This window comes from Microcystis aeruginosa FD4 (assembly GCF_009792235.1).
Taxonomy (GTDB): Bacteria; Cyanobacteriota; Cyanobacteriia; order Cyanobacteriales; family Microcystaceae; genus Microcystis; species Microcystis viridis.
In genome coordinates, this window is record NZ_CP046973.1 from 3,479,317 (window position 1) to 3,497,298 (window position 17,982).

Annotated in this window: 14 protein-coding genes; 6 read left to right on the top strand and 8 right to left on the bottom strand. The window is 46.0% G+C overall.

Features of this window, described 5'->3' with window-relative positions:
• Nucleotides 1-124: 124 nt before the first annotated feature.
• The 3 genes from GQR42_RS17430 to GQR42_RS17440 all read right to left on the bottom strand — a co-directional run bounded on the left by GQR42_RS17430 (nt 125) and on the right by GQR42_RS17440 (nt 7,217).
• Nucleotides 125-1,519 carry a DUF2252 domain-containing protein gene (locus tag GQR42_RS17430; RefSeq protein ID WP_158200911.1) on the bottom strand — a complete coding sequence of 465 codons (1,395 nt, stop codon included), beginning with the start codon at nt 1,517-1,519 and terminating at the stop codon, nt 125-127.
• A 666-nt stretch (nt 1,520-2,185) separates the two neighbouring features.
• On the bottom strand, nt 2,186-3,910 hold the full coding sequence (locus GQR42_RS17435; RefSeq protein WP_158200912.1) for a solute carrier family 26 protein: 1,725 nt from the start codon (nt 3,908-3,910) through the stop codon (nt 2,186-2,188).
• 82 nt (nt 3,911-3,992) lie between these two features.
• Nucleotides 3,993-7,217, bottom strand: a complete 3,225-nt coding sequence (locus GQR42_RS17440) for an efflux RND transporter permease subunit (RefSeq protein WP_158200913.1) — start codon at nt 7,215-7,217, stop codon at nt 3,993-3,995.
• A gap of 17 nt (nt 7,218-7,234) precedes the next feature.
• Between GQR42_RS17440 and GQR42_RS17445 the strand changes: the two genes are divergently transcribed.
• The gene (locus tag GQR42_RS17445) at nt 7,235-7,474 is read left to right on the top strand and encodes a hypothetical protein (protein WP_158200914.1); all 240 of its coding nucleotides are present in this window, start codon (nt 7,235-7,237) and stop codon (nt 7,472-7,474) included.
• 64 nt (nt 7,475-7,538) lie between these two features.
• Here the strand turns inward: GQR42_RS17445 and GQR42_RS17450 are convergent, their stop codons facing one another.
• Nucleotides 7,539-8,000, bottom strand: coding sequence for a hypothetical protein (locus tag GQR42_RS17450; protein ID WP_158200915.1), 462 nt, complete (start codon nt 7,998-8,000; stop codon nt 7,539-7,541).
• Nucleotides 8,001-8,355: 355 nt separating this feature from the next.
• Nucleotides 8,356-9,333, bottom strand: coding sequence for a helix-turn-helix domain-containing protein (locus GQR42_RS17455; protein WP_158200916.1), 978 nt, complete (start codon nt 9,331-9,333; stop codon nt 8,356-8,358).
• Between the two features lie 677 nt (nt 9,334-10,010).
• Between GQR42_RS17455 and GQR42_RS17460 the strand changes: the two genes are divergently transcribed.
• From GQR42_RS17460 to GQR42_RS17470, 3 genes are all read left to right on the top strand, one after another.
• On the top strand, nt 10,011-10,673 hold the full coding sequence (locus GQR42_RS17460; RefSeq protein WP_158200917.1) for a potassium channel family protein: 663 nt from the start codon (nt 10,011-10,013) through the stop codon (nt 10,671-10,673).
• Nucleotides 10,674-10,705: 32 nt separating this feature from the next.
• Nucleotides 10,706-11,482 (top strand): DUF2092 domain-containing protein, encoded by a 777-nt coding sequence (locus GQR42_RS17465; protein WP_158200918.1) that lies wholly within the window; start codon nt 10,706-10,708, stop codon nt 11,480-11,482.
• A 91-nt stretch (nt 11,483-11,573) separates the two neighbouring features.
• Nucleotides 11,574-11,816, top strand: a complete 243-nt coding sequence (locus GQR42_RS17470; RefSeq protein ID WP_002760402.1) for an AbrB/MazE/SpoVT family DNA-binding domain-containing protein — start codon at nt 11,574-11,576, stop codon at nt 11,814-11,816.
• 121 nt (nt 11,817-11,937) lie between these two features.
• On the opposite strand, the gene GQR42_RS17475 is transcribed toward GQR42_RS17470, so the two are convergent.
• On the bottom strand, nt 11,938-15,000 hold the full coding sequence (locus tag GQR42_RS17475) for a DEAD/DEAH box helicase (protein WP_158200919.1): 3,063 nt from the start codon (nt 14,998-15,000) through the stop codon (nt 11,938-11,940).
• Between the two features lie 201 nt (nt 15,001-15,201).
• Between GQR42_RS17475 and GQR42_RS17480 the strand changes: the two genes are divergently transcribed.
• Complete coding sequence (locus GQR42_RS17480; protein ID WP_158200920.1) at nt 15,202-15,990, top strand: pentapeptide repeat-containing protein; 789 nt, start codon at nt 15,202-15,204, stop codon at nt 15,988-15,990.
• Here GQR42_RS17480 and GQR42_RS17485 read toward each other — a convergent pair.
• Both GQR42_RS17485 and GQR42_RS17490 read right to left on the bottom strand, forming a co-directional pair.
• On the bottom strand, nt 15,987-16,358 hold the full coding sequence (locus tag GQR42_RS17485; protein WP_147072326.1) for an ArsR/SmtB family transcription factor: 372 nt from the start codon (nt 16,356-16,358) through the stop codon (nt 15,987-15,989). The two genes, GQR42_RS17480 and GQR42_RS17485, sit on opposite strands and share 4 nt — an antisense overlap.
• Before the next feature lie 97 nt (nt 16,359-16,455).
• Entirely contained in the window at nt 16,456-16,620 is a 165-nt protein-coding gene (locus GQR42_RS17490) for a metallothionein (RefSeq protein ID WP_158200921.1), read from the bottom strand.
• A gap of 679 nt (nt 16,621-17,299) precedes the next feature.
• Here GQR42_RS17490 and GQR42_RS17495 point away from each other — a divergent pair.
• Complete coding sequence (locus GQR42_RS17495; protein WP_158200922.1) at nt 17,300-17,944, top strand: Uma2 family endonuclease; 645 nt, start codon at nt 17,300-17,302, stop codon at nt 17,942-17,944.
• The last annotated feature ends 38 nt before the right edge of the window (nt 17,945-17,982 follow it).

Consider the following 17,982-nt stretch of genomic DNA (forward strand, 5'->3'; position numbering starts at 1 on the left):
GTACCTTTTGGGCGAACGCAGTTCGCTCCTACATTGTGGACAAAATCCGTTACTGTCGGGGCGCTAGGAACCTGCGCCCTCCGATAGACGGAGAAATAACAGGCTGATAGCTGATAGCTTAATGCTATAAATCTTCTTCTACCAAAGCCTCGACCCGTCCTGTTTTAACCGCATCCACCAAAGCGGCGTGATCTCGTTCTGTCTGCTCGGCATAAGCGATCGCAAATTCGCCCATCGCTAGATCGAACTGATCTCCTTTCCCCAAATAACCGCTAATGGTGGCCGCGTCTCCAGATTTAGCGTGGGCGCGGGCTAAGGTCCAGCCACAGAACTCGGCGTAGCGTTGCAGTTGGACAGCCGACACTCCCTCAATGGGTAGGGAAAACTTCATATCCCGCAGTTGCCGTAAATAGAAGTCTTTCCCCCGTCTTCCCTGGGTCCAGCCTAAAAATATGTCGCTAGAGGATTGCATCAATCTCTGGCCTGTAACCACCCGTTGTCCCTGATTTTCGTACTGGCTCTTGGCGGTATAGGGTTCAAGAACCGAAGGGCAGGCTTCCTTAACTTGTAGGATGAGGGGATGGTTGTCTTCCGAGAAAAATAGGGCGATATAACATCTAGTGCCGACACTGCCAATGCCTACCACTTTCAGGGCAAAGTCCTCTAACTGGTAGCGATCAAAGAGGACCCGGCGTTCCTCCGGCAGGGATTGGCGATAGTCTTCCAGACCCTCGCGCACGAGAGTCTCCCAATCCGGTTCGTTGACATGGTAGAGAATGGGCGGCTGATCGACAAAGCGATTGCGTCCCCCGGTTTGAGTGACGATCTTGGGGTAAAGATGTTCGATGATGCGCTCGCGGGCTTTTGCCATCATCTGTTCCCGTATCTTCCGCGTCTTTTCGTCGGGAGCCATCTCGATCGCCTGTTCTGCTCCTATGCGCGTGTACCATACCTCTAAGGGACTGAGGCGAGAATATTCCCGCAGGTGTTCTCGATAGGAACGAGCGCAATCGATCGCCGCCGCCTTCGATTCTTGATCGGATAGATCGCTATCCCTGCCGGCAATGACAAAGCTGACCACGAGACGCTTGAGATCCCATTCCCAAGGTGCGGGCAGCGTTTCGTCGAAATCGTTAATATCGAAGACTAAATTGCGTTCGGGGGTGGCAAAAAATCCGAAGTTCAACAGGTGGCAATCCCCGCAGGCCTGCACGATCAGGTCAGTTTTGGGAGTGGTGGCCAGATCGTAGGCCATCAAAGAAGCGGAACCGCGCAGGAAGGTAAAGGGACTCCGCAACATTCGTCCGTAGCGGATAGGAATCAATTCCTGTAATCGCCCTCGATTTGATGCTTCGATGATCTCGATCGGCTCTCGACCAGCTGCGGGGGGTTGCCAGATAGCGTGGCCAGAACGCGGCAATCGCTCCCGCAGGGATTTACCGATCTGGATGCGCTCCTCCCGCGAACGGAATCGAGCTTGAGAAGGTGAGCGGATCGGGGTTTCTATTTGGTGGTTCATAGCGACTTTTTCCCCTGAATGAGATTACATCCCTTGCTGTTAGATGACTAAATGAATACAAGCAATAGGAAATAGATAAGTTAAGACTGATGGTTCCCCGAATGGGATAACTTTCTAACATTTCCCCCTTTAGAGATAGCTTCTGATGCTCGGTTCAACAATTAATCTTCACTCGTTCCTTATCTGGGGAAGATCAACATCATCGATGATCGATTTTTTCTGAAATGGCTATCTATTAAATTTGCTTAACTTTTAGCCCAATGGCAGCCCTGCTACTTCGATTATATCTTGCTCAAAAATTGCTGGCGGAATGCTCGTAACAAAATTTTATCTCATGGTCAGCCTTCAGCCGGGGGCTAAAATCTCGCTCTTTTGTTGGGAAAAGGGGGGTATATTCCAGGTTAAAGCTGAAAATTTCCCCCTTGCCCCACTTCTATAAGAAGTTTTCTGTTGATTTTTTTGGGTAATGATTCGGTAAGCTAAGACGCATTTTAACCGCCCATCCTTAGATTAGCTAAATCTCCTTCAATCCCTTTACTGTTGCCTCTTGCCTGTTGCCCCTTGCCTCGTCTGGCCCAAGCAATTTAAATTATGAACAGCTTATTAGTTTAGGTCTGTGAACTGAGAATTTACCCCTAGATTGCCTAGAAATGAGCGGTAAAAGTGTCAATCTTGAGAAGGGGATGATGGGGGTGAGTTACGATAATGAAACGCCTCGATCGCTTCCTCTAGGGTTGCATAAATACGTTCGGTCGAGATCGTCTCGGATAGGTCTCCTTTTTTTAATTGCTGATATAAATCTTGCTTCACCCGCGCCATAGCGAAAGTAATACCACGGCCGATTAATTCTCGATGTAATTCTTTCAACATATCGACCGCCGTAATATCGATATCTAGAATCGCTTCGGCGTTGAGAACGAACCACTCGACGGGGGTTTTCTCCGCCTCGATCGCCGCTATTGCCCTTTTCCGAAAATTCTCGGCATTGGCGAAACAGAGGGGCGCGTCGTAACGGTAGAGAACCAATCCGGGGATCGTCGTCGCACCCTTCCAATCCTCGATATCGTGCAGACCTGCGAGATTCGGCACTTCCCCCAAAACCGCATCGTGTGGTCGCATCAGCCGCGTGAACAGATCCACCACCGATAACCCCACGGCAACCCCTACCCCGACGAGGATATCGGTGGCCAGGACACCGAACATGGTGACGAGTGCCAATCGGAACTCACTGGTTTTGAAACAACGCAGACGGTTGAACTCCGATATCTCGATCAGACGGAGCGCGGCGTAAATCACGATCGCCCCCAGGGCCGCTTTCGGAAACAGGGATAGCAGCGGACGTAAGAACAAGAGTACCAAAATCACGATCAGAAAAGCCACGAGGGAAAACAGTTGCGATCGACTGCCCAGAGAATCGCCGATCGCCGTGCGACTGCCGCTACTGCTGACGGGAAAGCCTTGCATTATCCCGTTGCCAATATTCACCGCTCCCAGCGCAAGTAATTCCTGATTGCCATTGATGCGATAGTCGTTTTTCGCCCCGAACGCGCGCGCGGTCAAGACGTTATCGGAATAGCCGACGAGGGCGATACCGATGGCCGAGGAGAGTAAATAGACGAACTGCTGGGAAGAAAAACCCCTCGGTACTTTCAAACTCGGTAAACCTGCGGGAATTTCCCCGATCACGGCGATGCCTCGCTCGTTCAGCTGGAACAAATATACTGCCGATGTCGCCAGTAGAACCGCGAGTAAAGGGCCGGGGGCATTGGGAAAGCGACGTTGTACCACTAGCAGGAAAATTAGAACAGCGGCGGCGAGAATCAGAGTTGGTGGGTGAATCTCCGATAAATGTCGGGAAAATTCCCCGATCTGTCCGAAAAGCGATTCCGCTTTTAGTGACATCCCGCTAATTTTTCCCAACTGACCGACGATCATGATCACCGCTACTCCGGCCATGTAGCCGACGAGAATCGGTTTGGAGAGGAGATCGGCGAGAAACCCCAACTGGGCGAAAGCGGCGACGCAGCAGACGCTCCCCACGAGTAGGGCCAATAGACTGCACAGACTGGCGTAGTTGCTACTATCCCCGGCGACGAGGGGCATGATGGCGGCGGCGGTCATCACTGCCGTCGTCGATTCTGGCCCGACGGAGAGTTGTGGTGAGGAACCGAGCAGCGCATACATAAGCATAGGCGGTAGGATCGCCCATAATCCGGCGATCGGTTGTACTCTGGCCAGTTCCGCGTAGGCCAGACATTGGGGAATGAGATAGGCCGCCACGGTGATCCCCGCGATCACATCTCCCTGTAACCAAGCCGAGCGATAGGATCGCAGACGCTTTAACCCGGGTAGGGAAAACCGCTCCCTAGAAAAATTTAATCGAGTCGCCATCCTCACTCTTCTCCTGTCATCGAAAATGTCCCAAAAATCTCGCAACCCGATCAACCACTGGTAGCGATACTTTTTCGCCAGTTTAACCGGGTTTTTCCAGTTTATTTTTGCTTACATCCAAACCGAGAAATTTATCTTCCAAGGTTTTAATCACGATGTATAAAATAGGAGCGATCGCTAAACTTAAGAGAGTGGCAACCAAATAGCCCCCGAAGCTTACCGTACCGATCGACCAACGACTGAGCGCACCGGCTCCCGCCGCCGTCATTAAAGGTATATAACCGACAATTCCCGATAAAGAAGTCATCATGATCGGTCGGAAACGTGACTTGGCCGCCTCTACCGCCGCCTCGGTAAAATCCAGACCCATCTCGCGGTTTTGATTGGCAGTTTCCACGATCAGGATCGCGTTTTTAGAGGCCATACCGATCAACATTAACAACCCCACTTGAGCGTAGATATCGTTACTGATAATCGGCCAAAAACTCCCTGCCTGTAGGATATTTGCCCGGAACCAGATGGCGCATAATGCCCCTAAAGTAGAGAGAGGAACCGTGAGCATAATAATCGTTGGGTCGATATAACTCTCGTACTGGGCGGCCAGTACCAGAAAAACGAGAACAAAACCTAAGCCAAAAATGAGAATAGTCGCATTGCCAGCAGATAGCTCTTCGAGAGCGCTTCCCGTCCACTCGTAGCCGAAACTAGGGGGTAAAGTCTCCTTGGCCACCGCTTCCATCACCTTAATCGCTTGACCAGAACTATAACCCGGGGCTGGAGCCGCTTGAATTTTAATCGAGGGGTAAACGTTATAGTGGGTGAGGGTGGGGGGATAATTAAGACTCTGCACCGTAACCACGCTACTTAACTGCACCAAGGCACCATCCCGGCTTTTCACATAAAAGCCCTCAAGATCGGCGAGATTCGAGCGAAACTGCGGATTAACCTGGGCATACACGCGATACTGACGATTAGCAAAGACAAAATCGTTAACGTAGTTAGAACCGATATAGGTTTGCAGAGTTCTCAGCACCTCGGCCACATCGATATTCAGGGCATTAATTTTTTTTCTATCTAACGAGATTTCCGACTGATCGGTGTAGAAAGTAAACTGGGTAAACACACCTTGCAGTTCGGGACGTTGGCTCGCCGCCGCCATATATTTCTGGGTCACTTCGATCATCGTCTCCATCGGTAAACCCGCCCGATTTTGTAGCTGAAATTCTAGTCCACCGGTGGCACTCAACCCGTCCACCGCCGGAGCGTTAATCGCCACAGCTTTAGAGCCAGTAATCTCGCTGCGGAGTTTGGCGTTCAGGGTTTTTAGCAGAGCGAAAACCGATTGATCCTGACCGGGACGTTCCTCCCAGGGTTTGAGACGAGCAAAGAAAAGATATTTATTGTAGTTATTGCCCTCGAAACTGTTGCCCGCAATACCGAGAAAGGCCTGCATTTCTGGCATCTCCTCCAGTACCCGACCCACATCGGCCACTTGCTGACGACTGTAGTTCAGGGAGGTATTCGAGGGGGAATTGCCTAGAACAAAAAAGTAGCCCTGATCTTCTTCCGGGATAAAACCGGAGGGAACGACTTGGTACATAAAAACCGTCGCCACCAAGCCCGCGGCGAAAATTATCATGATCATCGGTTTGATCCGGGTTAAAGCCTCGATAAATTGACCGTAACGCCTCTCGATCCAGCCAAAAATGCGATTGAAAAGATCGAAAAACCAACCGAACAGAAAGCGAAATATCCGATCGATCGGGTCGGGGGTAGCGTTCGGGGGACGGAGAATTAGGGATGCCAGCGTCGGGGAGAGGGTAATGGCGTTAAAGGTGGAGAAAACGATCGCCGCTGCCAAAGTAACGGCAAACTGACGGTAAACGATACCCGTCGTCCCCGGAAAGAAAGCGACCGGAATAAAAACAGCCAGTTGGGTCAAGGCCGAGGCAATCACCGCCCCGCCTAACTCGTTCATGGCATCGAGGGAAGCTTGCAGCGGTTTCATTCCCGTGGCCATTTTCACCTGTACCGCTTCGACGATTACCACCGCATCATCGGTAACGGTGCCGATCGCTAGAATTATGCCGAACAGAGTCAAAAGATTTAATTCCAAGCCAAAACCTAACACCGCCGCCATCGCACCGATCATGGCTACGGGCATAGCGATCGCTGGAATCATCGCTAACCGCCAGTTTTGCAGGAAAATCATGATCGTGATGATGGCGTACAGGATGGCCTCCATGGTGTTATCCTTGACATCAGCGATCGCTACATTGACAAAGGTAGTCGTATCAAAAGCGACCTCGACCTTTAGCCCCGGCGGAAAACTTGCCTGTAGGCGAGCGATCGCCTTTTTAATCGCCTCTCCCGTGGCCAGGGCATTAGTTCCGGGTAGTTGGTACACCGCCAAACCGATCGCTGGTTCACCGTTGTAGAATGCGGCGGTATCGTAATTTTCTGCCCCCAATTCCACCCGTCCCACGTCCGCCAAGGTGATTAAGGCACCATTATCTCCCACCTTAACCACCAGTTCCCCTGCCTCCTCTACTGTGCGAAAGCGTCCCGAACTCCGCAGGGGAATCTCGAACTGTTGATCGGGAAGGGTGGGTTCCTGACCAATACGTCCCGCACCTACCTGTAAATTCTGCTCTTCGATCGCCCGTACCACATCGCCGGCGGTGAGATTGCGAGCTGCTAATTTATCGGGATCGAGCCAAAACCGCATAGCATATTTTCTTTCCCCGAACATGGTAATTGACCCGACCCCGAACAGCCGTTTAATTTCATCGGTGATATTGAGATCGATATAATTACTAATAAAAATCGGATCGTAAATTGCCTTTCCTGACGGGTCTTTCTCCGAGAAAAAAGCGTAGGCGAGCAGAATATTCGGCGAGGCTTTATCAACTTTAACCCCCGTTTGTTTGACCCCATCTGGTAATCGGGGTTCGGCCAGACCGACTCGGTTTTGGACATTGACCTGCGCCTGATTACGGTCTATATTCGTGGGAAAGGCCACCGTGATATTAGCAACCCCATCATTACTCGTATTAGAGCTAATGTATTTCATATTCTCCACGCCGTTAATTTCCCGCTCCAAGATGGTCGTTACCGTATCTTCGGTGGTGCGGGCATCGGCACCGATATAGGTGGCGGTTACTTTCACCTGGGTGGGGGCTAGTTGCGGTAATTTGGCGACGGGCAGCAAAGGAAAAGCGATCGCTCCAGCTAAGACGATTAACAGAGAACAAACCGTCGCTAAAACGGGACGTTTGATAAAGAGGCTCGATATACTGAGTACCATGGAGGGATCACGATAGGATGAACGGCAGACGAATTCTTTTTTCCGCTATCTTCACGGCGGCGATCGGTTTTGTTATTGGTTTGGGATTAGTCAAATTTGGCCAGCCAGAGGTTGATCAACTCAAGTACGATACGGATTCCTACCGGCAATTATTACACACCTACGGCTGGTGGGGAGCGGGAATTGGTTTATTCGTGGGAGCGGGACAAGAATATCTCCGACAGGCGAGAATTTTGCGCGATCGAGAGGATAATTGATCGGCTTCTGTTGCCTCGTCGCTGCGGATGACCGTCGGTAGAGAGTTCGGAATCAAAGCGATCGCTATTTACAGGCCATTACGGCGATCGTGTAGGCGTTATTATTTGCCCCGTTGATATTGAGATTGATTTGATAGGGCTGTCTTCCCGTGGGAGATTGGAAAGGGAGCGAGTAGGTTTGTCCTCTCTTCATCTCGACATTTTTCTGGAAGGCACTATTAACCGAATTATCGGGATACTTGAGATTGATCGTTACTCCGTATTTGCCATCGTTTTCGGGAACCATTACCCCTTTAAAAGAGGCAAATTTCACCCCGGAGGGAACGGCGAAATCGGTGTTAAAGTTATTCTTTCCTATGGCATCGATCTGTTTGCGGATATGGGTCTGATTAGTGGCTACTTCCTTGAGGTACTGACAGTTTTTCGGAAGTTCGGTAGCCTGATCTTTGGTACTGGCGACAACGGCCATCGAGGTCAGTCCGAGGATTAAACCAGCCCAGAGAAAGCTGAAAGTTTTTGTCAACATGATAGTTTTTCCCGTTAAGTTTTTCTAAAATTGGCTCTTCGGGGACGATTAAAGATAATTAAGCCTTAATTGTCCCGCCTTGACTTTTTCCGTGACCAAAGTTCTCACTAATTCTAATTCTTGGCGCGGGACTTGGTCATGCTCGCTCGCAGTGGAGCGAGTTCTCCTGTTTCTTCTGGGGTTAATTTCTGTGCGTCAACCCGTGAGATTTTCAGAGAATTGCTCCTCGTTTTTACTCTCCGAACCAAGCACAAACCCCGCTCACATACCCGAGAAAGCTAGGATTCAATATTTACTACTAATATTTAACGTTGGCAGACTCGGAGAAACTATCAAAATTCTGCAAATCTAACTTTTATTTTGTTAAAGAATTATCTCGCAAAGTTGCCGACGGACACTCACCGAACATTTTCTTATAATCTTTGGCAAATTGACCCATGTGCCAGAATCCCCACTGTATGGCGATCGCACTAACGGTGATTCCCCTACCCGCAGACGCTTTTAGTTGTCGTCGTACCCCGTTAAGACGTTGAATTTTGAGATAAGTCGCAGGTCCCAGGCCAAAACATTCCTGAAAACCGTAACGGAGGGTACGTTCACTGATGTGAAGTTCTTGGCAGAGATCGAGGATCGAGAGGGGGCGATCGAGATTGTCCAGTAAGATCTCCTCTGCTCGCTTAATGTAGGGATGTCGTATTGAAGGGCGCAGCGGCGGATCGTTTTGATGGGAATCGAGTACATCTAGAACCAGAGAGATAAAATCCTCTCGGATCAGCGATTGCATGGCTGGCTGTAGAATTGTCTGGGGTTGTCTCTGGAAAAGCTCAAAAATATATCTTAAATGAGAGCGAAATCGTCTCAGGACAGTCGGCTCTGGTTGAATTGCAAGGGTTGAATCGGTAATTAAAGATGCTACCCGGGGCCGATCGGTTTGTTCAACCAGAGAAAACAAAGAATCGTTATCGATAGTAACCAGTGCTAGGGGGAAGTTTCCCGATCGAAGCATATCGATCCCCCTGGAACTTTTCTGCAAGAGAGCGGAATTCGACGATAAGGAATACCCGTGCCACTTGAACACCTGGGGTGTGGACAAGGGTATGCCGACGGTGATTGTCCTGGGAGGAGAATCCCCTTGAGAACGAATTCCTCGATTGTAAATCGGTCGGGCGAATTGTATGCCCCCGACTTGAGCTACGAACAGTTCCCCCTCGAAAGTTCCCACCTCGATCGGTCGATGAACCATGTCCCAACGAAAAGCTCTCATCCGCGACCCTAGTTCATCGATATCGTGAAAGGAAATAGTCTCGATCAGGGGCTGTAAATTAATATTCATTTTGTCTGGTTTAGAATAGCGGAATTATTAAAAATAATTAAGTATTATTAAGAGTTATTCTCTTGTAAATATGTAATATACCTCACTAATCGGCTCTTCTCGACTTTGTGTGATAATTTTTGCTTATGGAATCGTGAAATGCTTATCGGGCAAGACTTTTAGGGCTATTTTGCGGATATTCTATCAGTATAGACCTCGTTTCCACACATAAACCAGAAGAGCCACTAATCTTAATTGTAGAGTTTTTTGGCTTTTATGGGTTAATACTAAATCCGGTTATTAAAAACTGATTATGTATTCTCCCCTTTGCATGAGTGCCTCTTGCATGAGTGCTTCTCCTCATAACTAGCCTATACTCAACGGATTTAGTATAATAACGTCAGACTCTGACTTTTTTCCTTGATTGAAAGAAATAGGGGTTTCTCGTTATCCGCAATATTTTTTAAAATTTACGATCAATTCTTAATAAAAAATACCGAAAAGTTCTATCTATAAGTCTAAGTTTGCCATTTTTTGATAGCGATCGCTCTTGCCAAGCTTCTATAATAGTCTTCTAGAGGCTAATAGATAGAAACTCGCTGTTTATTCAAGCAAGAAAATTTAGAAAGAAGATAGGAGATAAATGCCCTTAAAATTGATGAGCAGGAGGAAATATTCCCAATTAAAGGTTCGCTGCTATGAAATTCCGTCAATTGATACAGGCCACAGAAAATAAATACAATCGGCTGCTGGCAAATCTGCTCTCGCTCTACATTATTTACCCGTTTTTAGTATATCTACCCCTGGGAGATTGGCTGATTTTCTTTTTCTTCTCCCTCATTCTCATTATCGCCGTCTATCAGATCGATCGAAGTAAATTGGCTTTAAGATTTAATATCGGTCTGTTTTTGATTGCCCTCCTCCTGCGAGCATTCAGCACGATTATCCCTATTTATAGCGATTTCAACCGTTGGTTCGAGCTATCTAGTACATTAATTTTTCTAGCTTTTATTAGTTTATGTGTGTACTCGATTTTACTAGAATTAATTCCCGCCGAACAAGTCACGTCCGATATCATCAAAGGGGGAATTTGTGTCTATTTTCTCTTAGGATTTTTCTGGGCGGCCGCTTATAATATCATCCAGATTTTCGACCCCGATTCCTTTAGCTCTGCTGCTAAAACCATCAACCAGGCAGATATACTTCATTTCAGCTTTACTACCCTGGCTACGGTTGGCTACGGTGATATAGTTCCTACCAGTAAAATCGCTAGAGTTTTAGCCAATTTAGAAGGAATGACTGGAGTTCTCTATCCCGCCGTTTTTATCGCTCGTTTAGTCAGTTTACACAATGGTCGTTAACCAAAACAATCGATCGCCTTGGAGAATATTAGATGATTATGCGTCGCTTTATGCCGATTCTTTCTTTACTTTTGCCTTGGGTCGCTGCCGCAGGAGTCTTGGCGGAAATACCGACTCTATCCCAGGAAATCCGCCCAAAAACGGCGGAACAGGTGATCGAGCAGCTCTGTGCTAATTTAACCAAACAGCGCTCGTTCACCGTCAATATGGATGTCACCTATGACGATGTACTCGAATCCGGGGCGAAAGTTCAGTACAGTGCCTATCAAAACATCTGGGTAGAGAAACCCGATCGCCTGCGCTCGGACTATACTGGGGATGAACGAGTTACCCGCTTTTTTTACGACGGTAAAACCTTCACCCTTGCGGATCTGGAACGGGATCTATACGTCACGAAACCGGCGCCGAATACTCTAGATGAAGCCTTAGACCAAGTAGAGCAAAGGTACGGGATCAGCATTCCCATGTCAAATCTGGCAGCGAACGATCCCTGTGCAGATCTAAAGGCCGATGTCAGGCAAATTATTTTTATCGGCAAAGACATGGTCAACCGCGAACCGATGTATCACCTGCTGCTGATCGGTAGCGATCGCGATTATCAAATCTGGGTCACACAAGATGCCACCCCCCTACTGAGGAAAGCGATTATTACCTATAAAACTCTACCCGGTTCACCCCAGTACAAGGCAATATTATCCGACTGGAATTTTAATCCCAGTATAACCGCCGATACTTTCACTTTCCAACCGGGGTCAGAGTCGATCGGTATCGAACTTCTACCCGCTAGGGATAATCAATCCCAGCCGTAAAGCCCGTTGATAAAATGCGATCGCTTGTCGGTATTCCCCTAAATCAGCGTTTTGATATACTTTGAATATCTAACGAATTCGAGGTGGGATCATGAAGTCGCAGATTGGACGCTGGGGTAATTCTTTAGCGATTCGGATTCCTAAGTATGCGGTGGAGGCGCTGAACCTCAATCCTAAGGACGTTGTTGAATGTTCTGTGGAAAACGGAAAGCTAGTAATTGAGCTAATTCAAGCCTTGCCTGAGTTAAGCCTAGAAGAACTACTGGCTGAGGTTGTTGAATCACCGGAGCCGGAAGTGGATTGGGGACGGCCAATGGGAGAGGAGGTTTGGTGACATACATTCCAGTTGCTCCAGGATGTTCTCAGAAGAATTAAGCCGATTCTGTTCTAATCGGGACATTCTCAAAAGCCTTACTCTATCCGAACCCAACCCAGATTTATCAGGTGGTTCGCTTCTAATCGGTTTCTTCTTCATCAATAATTGCCGATCGATCTAATAATAATAAATCTCGCAGGCGATCGGTATCTAATTCTGTTAACCAATTTTCCCCAGCATCTACGGTTTGTTCCGCTAATTGTTTCTTGCTTTCGATCATCTCATTAATGCGTTCCTCTAGGGTTCCCGTACAGATGAATTTATGTACCTGAACATTGCGTTTTTGTCCGATACGGAAAGCGCGATCGGTGGCCTGATTTTCTACGGCCGGATTCCACCAACGATCGATATGAAAAACGTGATTAGCGCGGGTTAAATTTAATCCTGTTCCCCCCGCTTTCAGGGAGAGAATAAAAATCTTTGGTCCTTGGGGATCATTTTGAAAGCGCTCGATCATTTCTACCCGATCTTTTGTTTTGGTAGAACCGGAGAGAAATAATATTTCCTCGGCTAATTTTTGATGGAGATGGGTTTGTAGGAGTTTTCCCCACTCGGCAAATTGTGTAAAAATCAAAGCTCGATCGCCTTCGGCTATCACTTCCTCTACCATGGCTTCTAAGCGTAATAATTTCCCCGATCTTTGACTGGTTTCTAAACTATTTTCTTTCAAAAAATGGGCGGGATGATTACAAATTTGTTTAAGTTGCATTAGCAAGGTTAAAATTAATCCATGTCTCTGAATTCCTTGGGTTTCTTCAATTTTCTGGAGGGTTGTCTCGACTAATTGTTGATAAAGTTGTCCCTGTTCTTTCGATAAACCACACAGGACGTTCATTTCCTGTTTTTCTGGTAAATCTTCAATAATAGTTTTATCGGTTTTTAATCTCCTTAAAATAAAAGGACGGACGAGGGAACGCAAATTATGCAGGGATTCTTGATCGCCGTATTTTTCAATAGGAAGGGCAAAACGACGCTGAAAAAAGGCTTGAGTTCCTAAAAAATTGGGATTGAGAAAATCCAAAATTGACCATAATTCCGTCAGGCGATTTTCTACGGGAGTTCCCGTTAAGGCAATGCGAAATCCTGCGGGTATTTTTCGCACTGCTTGGGATTGTTTAGACGCAGAATTTTTAATATTTTGAGCCTCATCTAAAACTAACCCTTGCCATTGTACTGCTTCTAAAGTGGACAGATCGCGATAGATTAAAGGATAACTGGTAATAACAACCGATTTATTTTTTACCTCTTGAGCAAAAGCTGGACCTTTTAATCTTTTTTCGCCATGATGCACAAAAACCGCCAGGGTGGGAGCGAATTTTCTTAACTCATGTTCCCAGTTATTGACCACAGAAGTGGGAGCAACCACTAACACGGGATTAACTAACATATCCTCTTCTTTTAATGCTAGTAAAAAAGCGATTAGTTGCGGGGTTTTTCCTAAACCCATATCATCGGCCAAACAAGCACCTAAACCCCACTTTTCTAGGAAAGCTAACCAACTAACTCCCTTGAGTTGATAGGGACGTAATTCCCCCCGAAATTCCCTAGGTGGGTGGATTAATTGAATCCCTTGATTGTTATTTAAATTATCAATTAATTCCTTTAATGCTCCCTCCGCTTGGAAATTGACTACCGGCAGTTTAGCAATTAGATTATTATCTCCTGAACTCAAGCGCAGAGCATCTTCCACCGAGAGATTCAGGGGAGCGATGGTATTATTTAAAATTCCCTGAGCTGCTTTAACATCGCTAGGTTGTAGGATTAACCATTTGCCCCCCACTTCCACCACTGGCGATTTTTTCTCTAATAACTTATCAAAATCTTTTTTCGATATTTCCTGTTCCCCTACCACTAATTTAAGCTGAAAGTTTAACAAACTGGTTAAACTTAATCTTTCTCCTTTTTTGGGAGTTACACTGGCAGCAATCTTAATTCCTAATCTTTGTTCATTACTACCAGCAGTTAAACCCCTTGGCAAAATTACCCCTAATCCCTGCTCTTGCAATTGCCAAGCGATCGAGCGAATAAACTGATAAACTTCGAGCGAATCAAGAGAACATTCCTCTGGGTGTCTCTGCTCTAAACTAATTCTAATCGGTTCGTACAATCGCGCTGCTAATCCCAATCCTTTTAAGAGAATTTCCTGGGGATTATTGACAACTCTTTGATAACTATGATAACTTTCTTTCCCCTCTAACCAAATCAACTTGGCACTAATGAGAAATTCGGGATCATCTAACGCTTGTAAATAATAGGTGAGTTTCCACGCTGTACCTAAACTGGGAGGTTGTAAACATAAACAAACACGGTATTGATTCTCGATTAATTGGCGATTATTGCCATTAACTAAACTTTCTTGGATAGGAAACACCCAGTTATTATAAGCATTTTCTAGACGCTGTAAATTCTTGGCTTCTAAAGCAATGTCATGATGATCACCGCTTAAAGATTGTAGCCATGGTTTCACCATCAATGACGGCGAAATATTAACAGTACTATCTATTTTTTGTCGTAAACGAGCATCGACAATATTTTTTAAGCAATCGAGAATAATTGTTTGTGGTTCGCTATTTTCTTGATAGGCAAGACAAACCGGGGGGATGGTTTGGATAAACTTAGCTAAACGAGTGCGATCGATGGTACTATCTAGCAGCGGATACCAGCAACTTTCACCTTGATTTATTCCTGCTAAAAATTTCCCCCTTGCTAATAAATCTAAACTCCAACGGTGCAAATACAGCCAAAATCGTAGATCATTGCCGATAAATTCGGCCTTAGCTAGGGGTAATTTCTCCCATAACTGTACTATCATCCCCGCAGAAAAAGTTAATCCCGATACCTGCCATGGTTGCCAAGACAAGGATTTAGGTGTGGGTTCGAGAATTTGCCCCGACAGCAGCGGTAAAAAATATTTTTTTCTTGGGGGAGAATAACTAGGCAGACTGAGCTTGATTGATTCTGGAGAATAGCGGTCAAGCTGAGGGGAAAATTTATCGATAAATTGGGCTAATTGCCCTGATTCTAGACAAAAAGGATGATTTTCCTTGGTTTCACTTAATTCTTTCCCTTGCCACTGTTCACCCCAAAGAAAAAAAACACTATCCTGCGGACGAATCAGCCAATTACCGTGTAGAGTAGTCATTATGAAATAGGGAAATTCCTCTAAAAAACTTGCTGTTGAAAAGGCAAAAAATCTCGATTTTGTCGCTGCTTCTGACGTTAAGAGCCTCTAATCTTCTATTTTAGTGGACAAGGGCTGATTTCTCAAGCAAAATCTAGTTCAGCGATTAGCCCCGATCGAATGGTTATTATCAGTACTAATAAATAGAGTTATTTTTAAACTATGTACAAATCGATCGCCCTAACCCTCGTCCTCAGTCTTCCCCTTAACTTGTCCCTAGTGGGTTATGGGGAAGATTTAAACCACCTACAGCAATTATTATCCACCCGAAAATGTCCCCAATGCGATCTGAGCGGTTCGGGGTTGGTGCAATCGAATCTAACCGGGGCAAAATTAAATGGGGCCAATCTCGTCGGTGCTAATCTTAGTCAAGCTAATTTAAGTGGGGCGGATCTGAGGGGTGCCAATTTAACCGGTGCTTCTTTCTTTGGTGCTAATCTCACTGGAGCGAACTTAAGCGGGGCAATCTTGACGGGTGCGGATTTAAGAGGCGCTTATCTCAATAATGCTAACCTCGAAAACACCAAACTAGACACTGCATACGTGCAGGGTGCGGTGGGAATTCCCAGTAGTGCCGGTACTCCTGAACTATTCTACGGTCTAGGGATGGTGGAAGGAAAACAGGGACGCACCAGCGCCGCTGTAGAAAATTTTAATAAGGCCTTGACAATTAACTCGGAATATGCTCCAGCTTATCTGGCCCGGGCCATGGCTCACTATCGTCTGGGACAAAATGCTCTAGCGGCCCAGGACGCTCAAATGGCTTCGACCCTCTTTGAACAGCAAGGTAACACCCCCGGTTACGAAGCAGCAGAGAATTTTATTAAAGGCATGGAAATCGCCCTAAAACCGAAAGAACAAGGTGGTGGCAACGCTCAATTAGACCAAATGGTGCAGGGGATTGGTTCTCTGCTCTTACAGTTCGTTTTACCCGCTTTGGGACTGTTTTAGTCCTCGTCCGCTGGCTCTTCTAAATGTTCCGAGACCGCGTAATAAAGGTCAAGGACATGATGATCGGCAAGACGATAAAAGACTCTTCGTCCCTGTTTTTGGTATTTAACTAATCTTAAGGCTCTTAGGGTTCTTAACTGGTGCGATACGGCTGATTCACTCATCCCTAAATCGTCGGCTAAGTCGCAAACACATAATTCTTGTTTGGCTAAAAGCGACAAAATTCTCAGGCGGTTGGCATCCCCCAAAAGGCTGAAAAATTCGGCCATTTTTTGGGCTTTTTCTAGTTCTAATCCCTGCAAGTGCTGGAATTTCCCCTCTTGGTGATGGGATTCCCCACAAACCGGTGCTATTTTCTCTATGGCCATGTTTTTTCCCGATCGGTTTTAAGGAAAAGTTGAGAAAGGGAGGTATCGATCGAATTTTCAATGCCGATACTTGTCCCTTTCTCCTCAATAACTAAATTTAACCGCAACCACAGCCTTTGTGTCCACAGCCTTTTTCGTTAACGTGACCATCGGCACAAGCTTGGCAACAGTAGTATTGATCGTTTTTTTCGATGGCATCGGCGATCGATACTACACACAAACAGGATTCACAAGCACATTTCATGGTGGTGACAGCGATCATGGTTACTACCTCTGAACTTCTTTACTGACTTTAGTATAACATCTGAACAGATGTTCATGGATTGAACAAAGTTAAATTTTTCTAAAACTCAGACGGGAAAGTTATACTAAATCTGGTTATTAAAGACTGATTATTCATTCCCCTTTTTGCATGAGTGCATGAGTAGAAAACGGGTTTCTCCGAGAAACCCGTTTTCTGTGCGTTACTCAACGGATTTAGTATTAGAGCAGTCATCTCAAGGGTGAGGTGGGAAGTTCTCCTTGATCAGTGATCAGTTATCAGTGATCAGTTATCAGTGGGTAAGTTAACAGTTATCAGATGTGAGTTTTTAAGTGTGCAGTATTAAACAGGGTCTGCTGAAAAAGTTTATTGGTGGGTTTAGGAGTCAGTAGCCGGTAGTCGGTCGTCGGTCGGGGAAGTCAGAATAACAGAATGACCTCGCAGGTCTGGAAGCGGAACCCTCCGAAATCGAAGAGCGAAAGTGTAAGGGTTTTGAGTCCTTCGGATCGATTTCTCAAGGTTTGTTTATTGCACTTTTTTGGCTAAAAAAGTCCCAAAACCGTTTTCTAGCAAGGCTTCCAGTAATTTTTAGCAAACGCTATATAATATAATCTAAGGTAGAAAAAAGTTAAATACCGACTAAACCGCCCAATCATAACAACTGAGCCGACAAATTCTGATGTTATTAGCATTAAAACAACTAACTGTTACCCCAGGCGATCGCCTGTTGTTAACTTCACTCACTTGGCAAGACTATGAAAAAATTCTTGACGAATTGGGAGAGCGACGGTCAATTCGTCTATCTTATAGTCAGGGAACTTTAGAAGCAATGACTCCTCTTTTTATTCATGAAAATACCAAAGTTTTAATCGGGGATTTGGTTAAAGTTCTCCTGGATGAATTAGGGTTAGACTATGAACCCGCTGGATCGACAACCTTTAAAAATCAGCAAATGGATCAAGGAATAGAACCAGATGAGTCTTTTTATATAGAAAATTGTAACGCTATTCGGGGGAAAATGCGCCTTGATTTGGCGATTGATCCCCCTCCCGATTTAGCAATTGAGATTGATATTACTAAGCGAACCCGATTTAATAATTATCAGCGATTGGGTGTTCCTGAATTGTGGCGATATAATGGAGAGAGACTGGAAATCAATGTTTTGCAAGGATCAGAATATGTTGAATCTTGCCAAAGCCGACTATTTTCTCAATTTAATCTAATAGAAAAAATTCCAGAAACGCTACAAAATAGTCAAAAAATAGGTAGTGCCATGGCATTAAAACAATTCCGAATTTGGGTCAAGCAAACGCTTAATCCCTAACTTCAAATGGACAACGAAGTCAGGGAACTTTTGCCGAT

What these genes read in the sequence shown, in the direction of transcription:
- GQR42_RS17485 (WP_147072326.1), bottom strand. Translation starts at nt 16,358, where the DNA reads ATGGCCATAGAGAAAATAGCACCGGTTTGTGGGGAATCCCATCACCAA.
- GQR42_RS17495 (WP_158200922.1), top strand. Translation starts at nt 17,300, where the DNA reads ATGTTATTAGCATTAAAACAACTAACTGTTACCCCAGGCGATCGCCTG.
- GQR42_RS17480 (WP_158200920.1), top strand. Translation starts at nt 15,202, where the DNA reads ATGTACAAATCGATCGCCCTAACCCTCGTCCTCAGTCTTCCCCTTAAC.
- GQR42_RS17490 (WP_158200921.1), bottom strand. Translation starts at nt 16,620, where the DNA reads ATGATCGCTGTCACCACCATGAAATGTGCTTGTGAATCCTGTTTGTGT.
- GQR42_RS17445 (WP_158200914.1), top strand. Translation starts at nt 7,235, where the DNA reads ATGAACGGCAGACGAATTCTTTTTTCCGCTATCTTCACGGCGGCGATC.
- GQR42_RS17450 (WP_158200915.1), bottom strand. Translation starts at nt 8,000, where the DNA reads ATGTTGACAAAAACTTTCAGCTTTCTCTGGGCTGGTTTAATCCTCGGA.
- GQR42_RS17465 (WP_158200918.1), top strand. Translation starts at nt 10,706, where the DNA reads ATGATTATGCGTCGCTTTATGCCGATTCTTTCTTTACTTTTGCCTTGG.
- GQR42_RS17435 (WP_158200912.1), bottom strand. Translation starts at nt 3,910, where the DNA reads ATGGCGACTCGATTAAATTTTTCTAGGGAGCGGTTTTCCCTACCCGGG.
- GQR42_RS17470 (WP_002760402.1), top strand. Translation starts at nt 11,574, where the DNA reads ATGAAGTCGCAGATTGGACGCTGGGGTAATTCTTTAGCGATTCGGATT.
- GQR42_RS17430 (WP_158200911.1), bottom strand. Translation starts at nt 1,519, where the DNA reads ATGAACCACCAAATAGAAACCCCGATCCGCTCACCTTCTCAAGCTCGA.
- GQR42_RS17460 (WP_158200917.1), top strand. Translation starts at nt 10,011, where the DNA reads ATGAAATTCCGTCAATTGATACAGGCCACAGAAAATAAATACAATCGG.
- GQR42_RS17440 (WP_158200913.1), bottom strand. Translation starts at nt 7,217, where the DNA reads ATGGTACTCAGTATATCGAGCCTCTTTATCAAACGTCCCGTTTTAGCG.
- GQR42_RS17475 (WP_158200919.1), bottom strand. Translation starts at nt 15,000, where the DNA reads ATGACTACTCTACACGGTAATTGGCTGATTCGTCCGCAGGATAGTGTT.
- GQR42_RS17455 (WP_158200916.1), bottom strand. Translation starts at nt 9,333, where the DNA reads ATGAATATTAATTTACAGCCCCTGATCGAGACTATTTCCTTTCACGAT.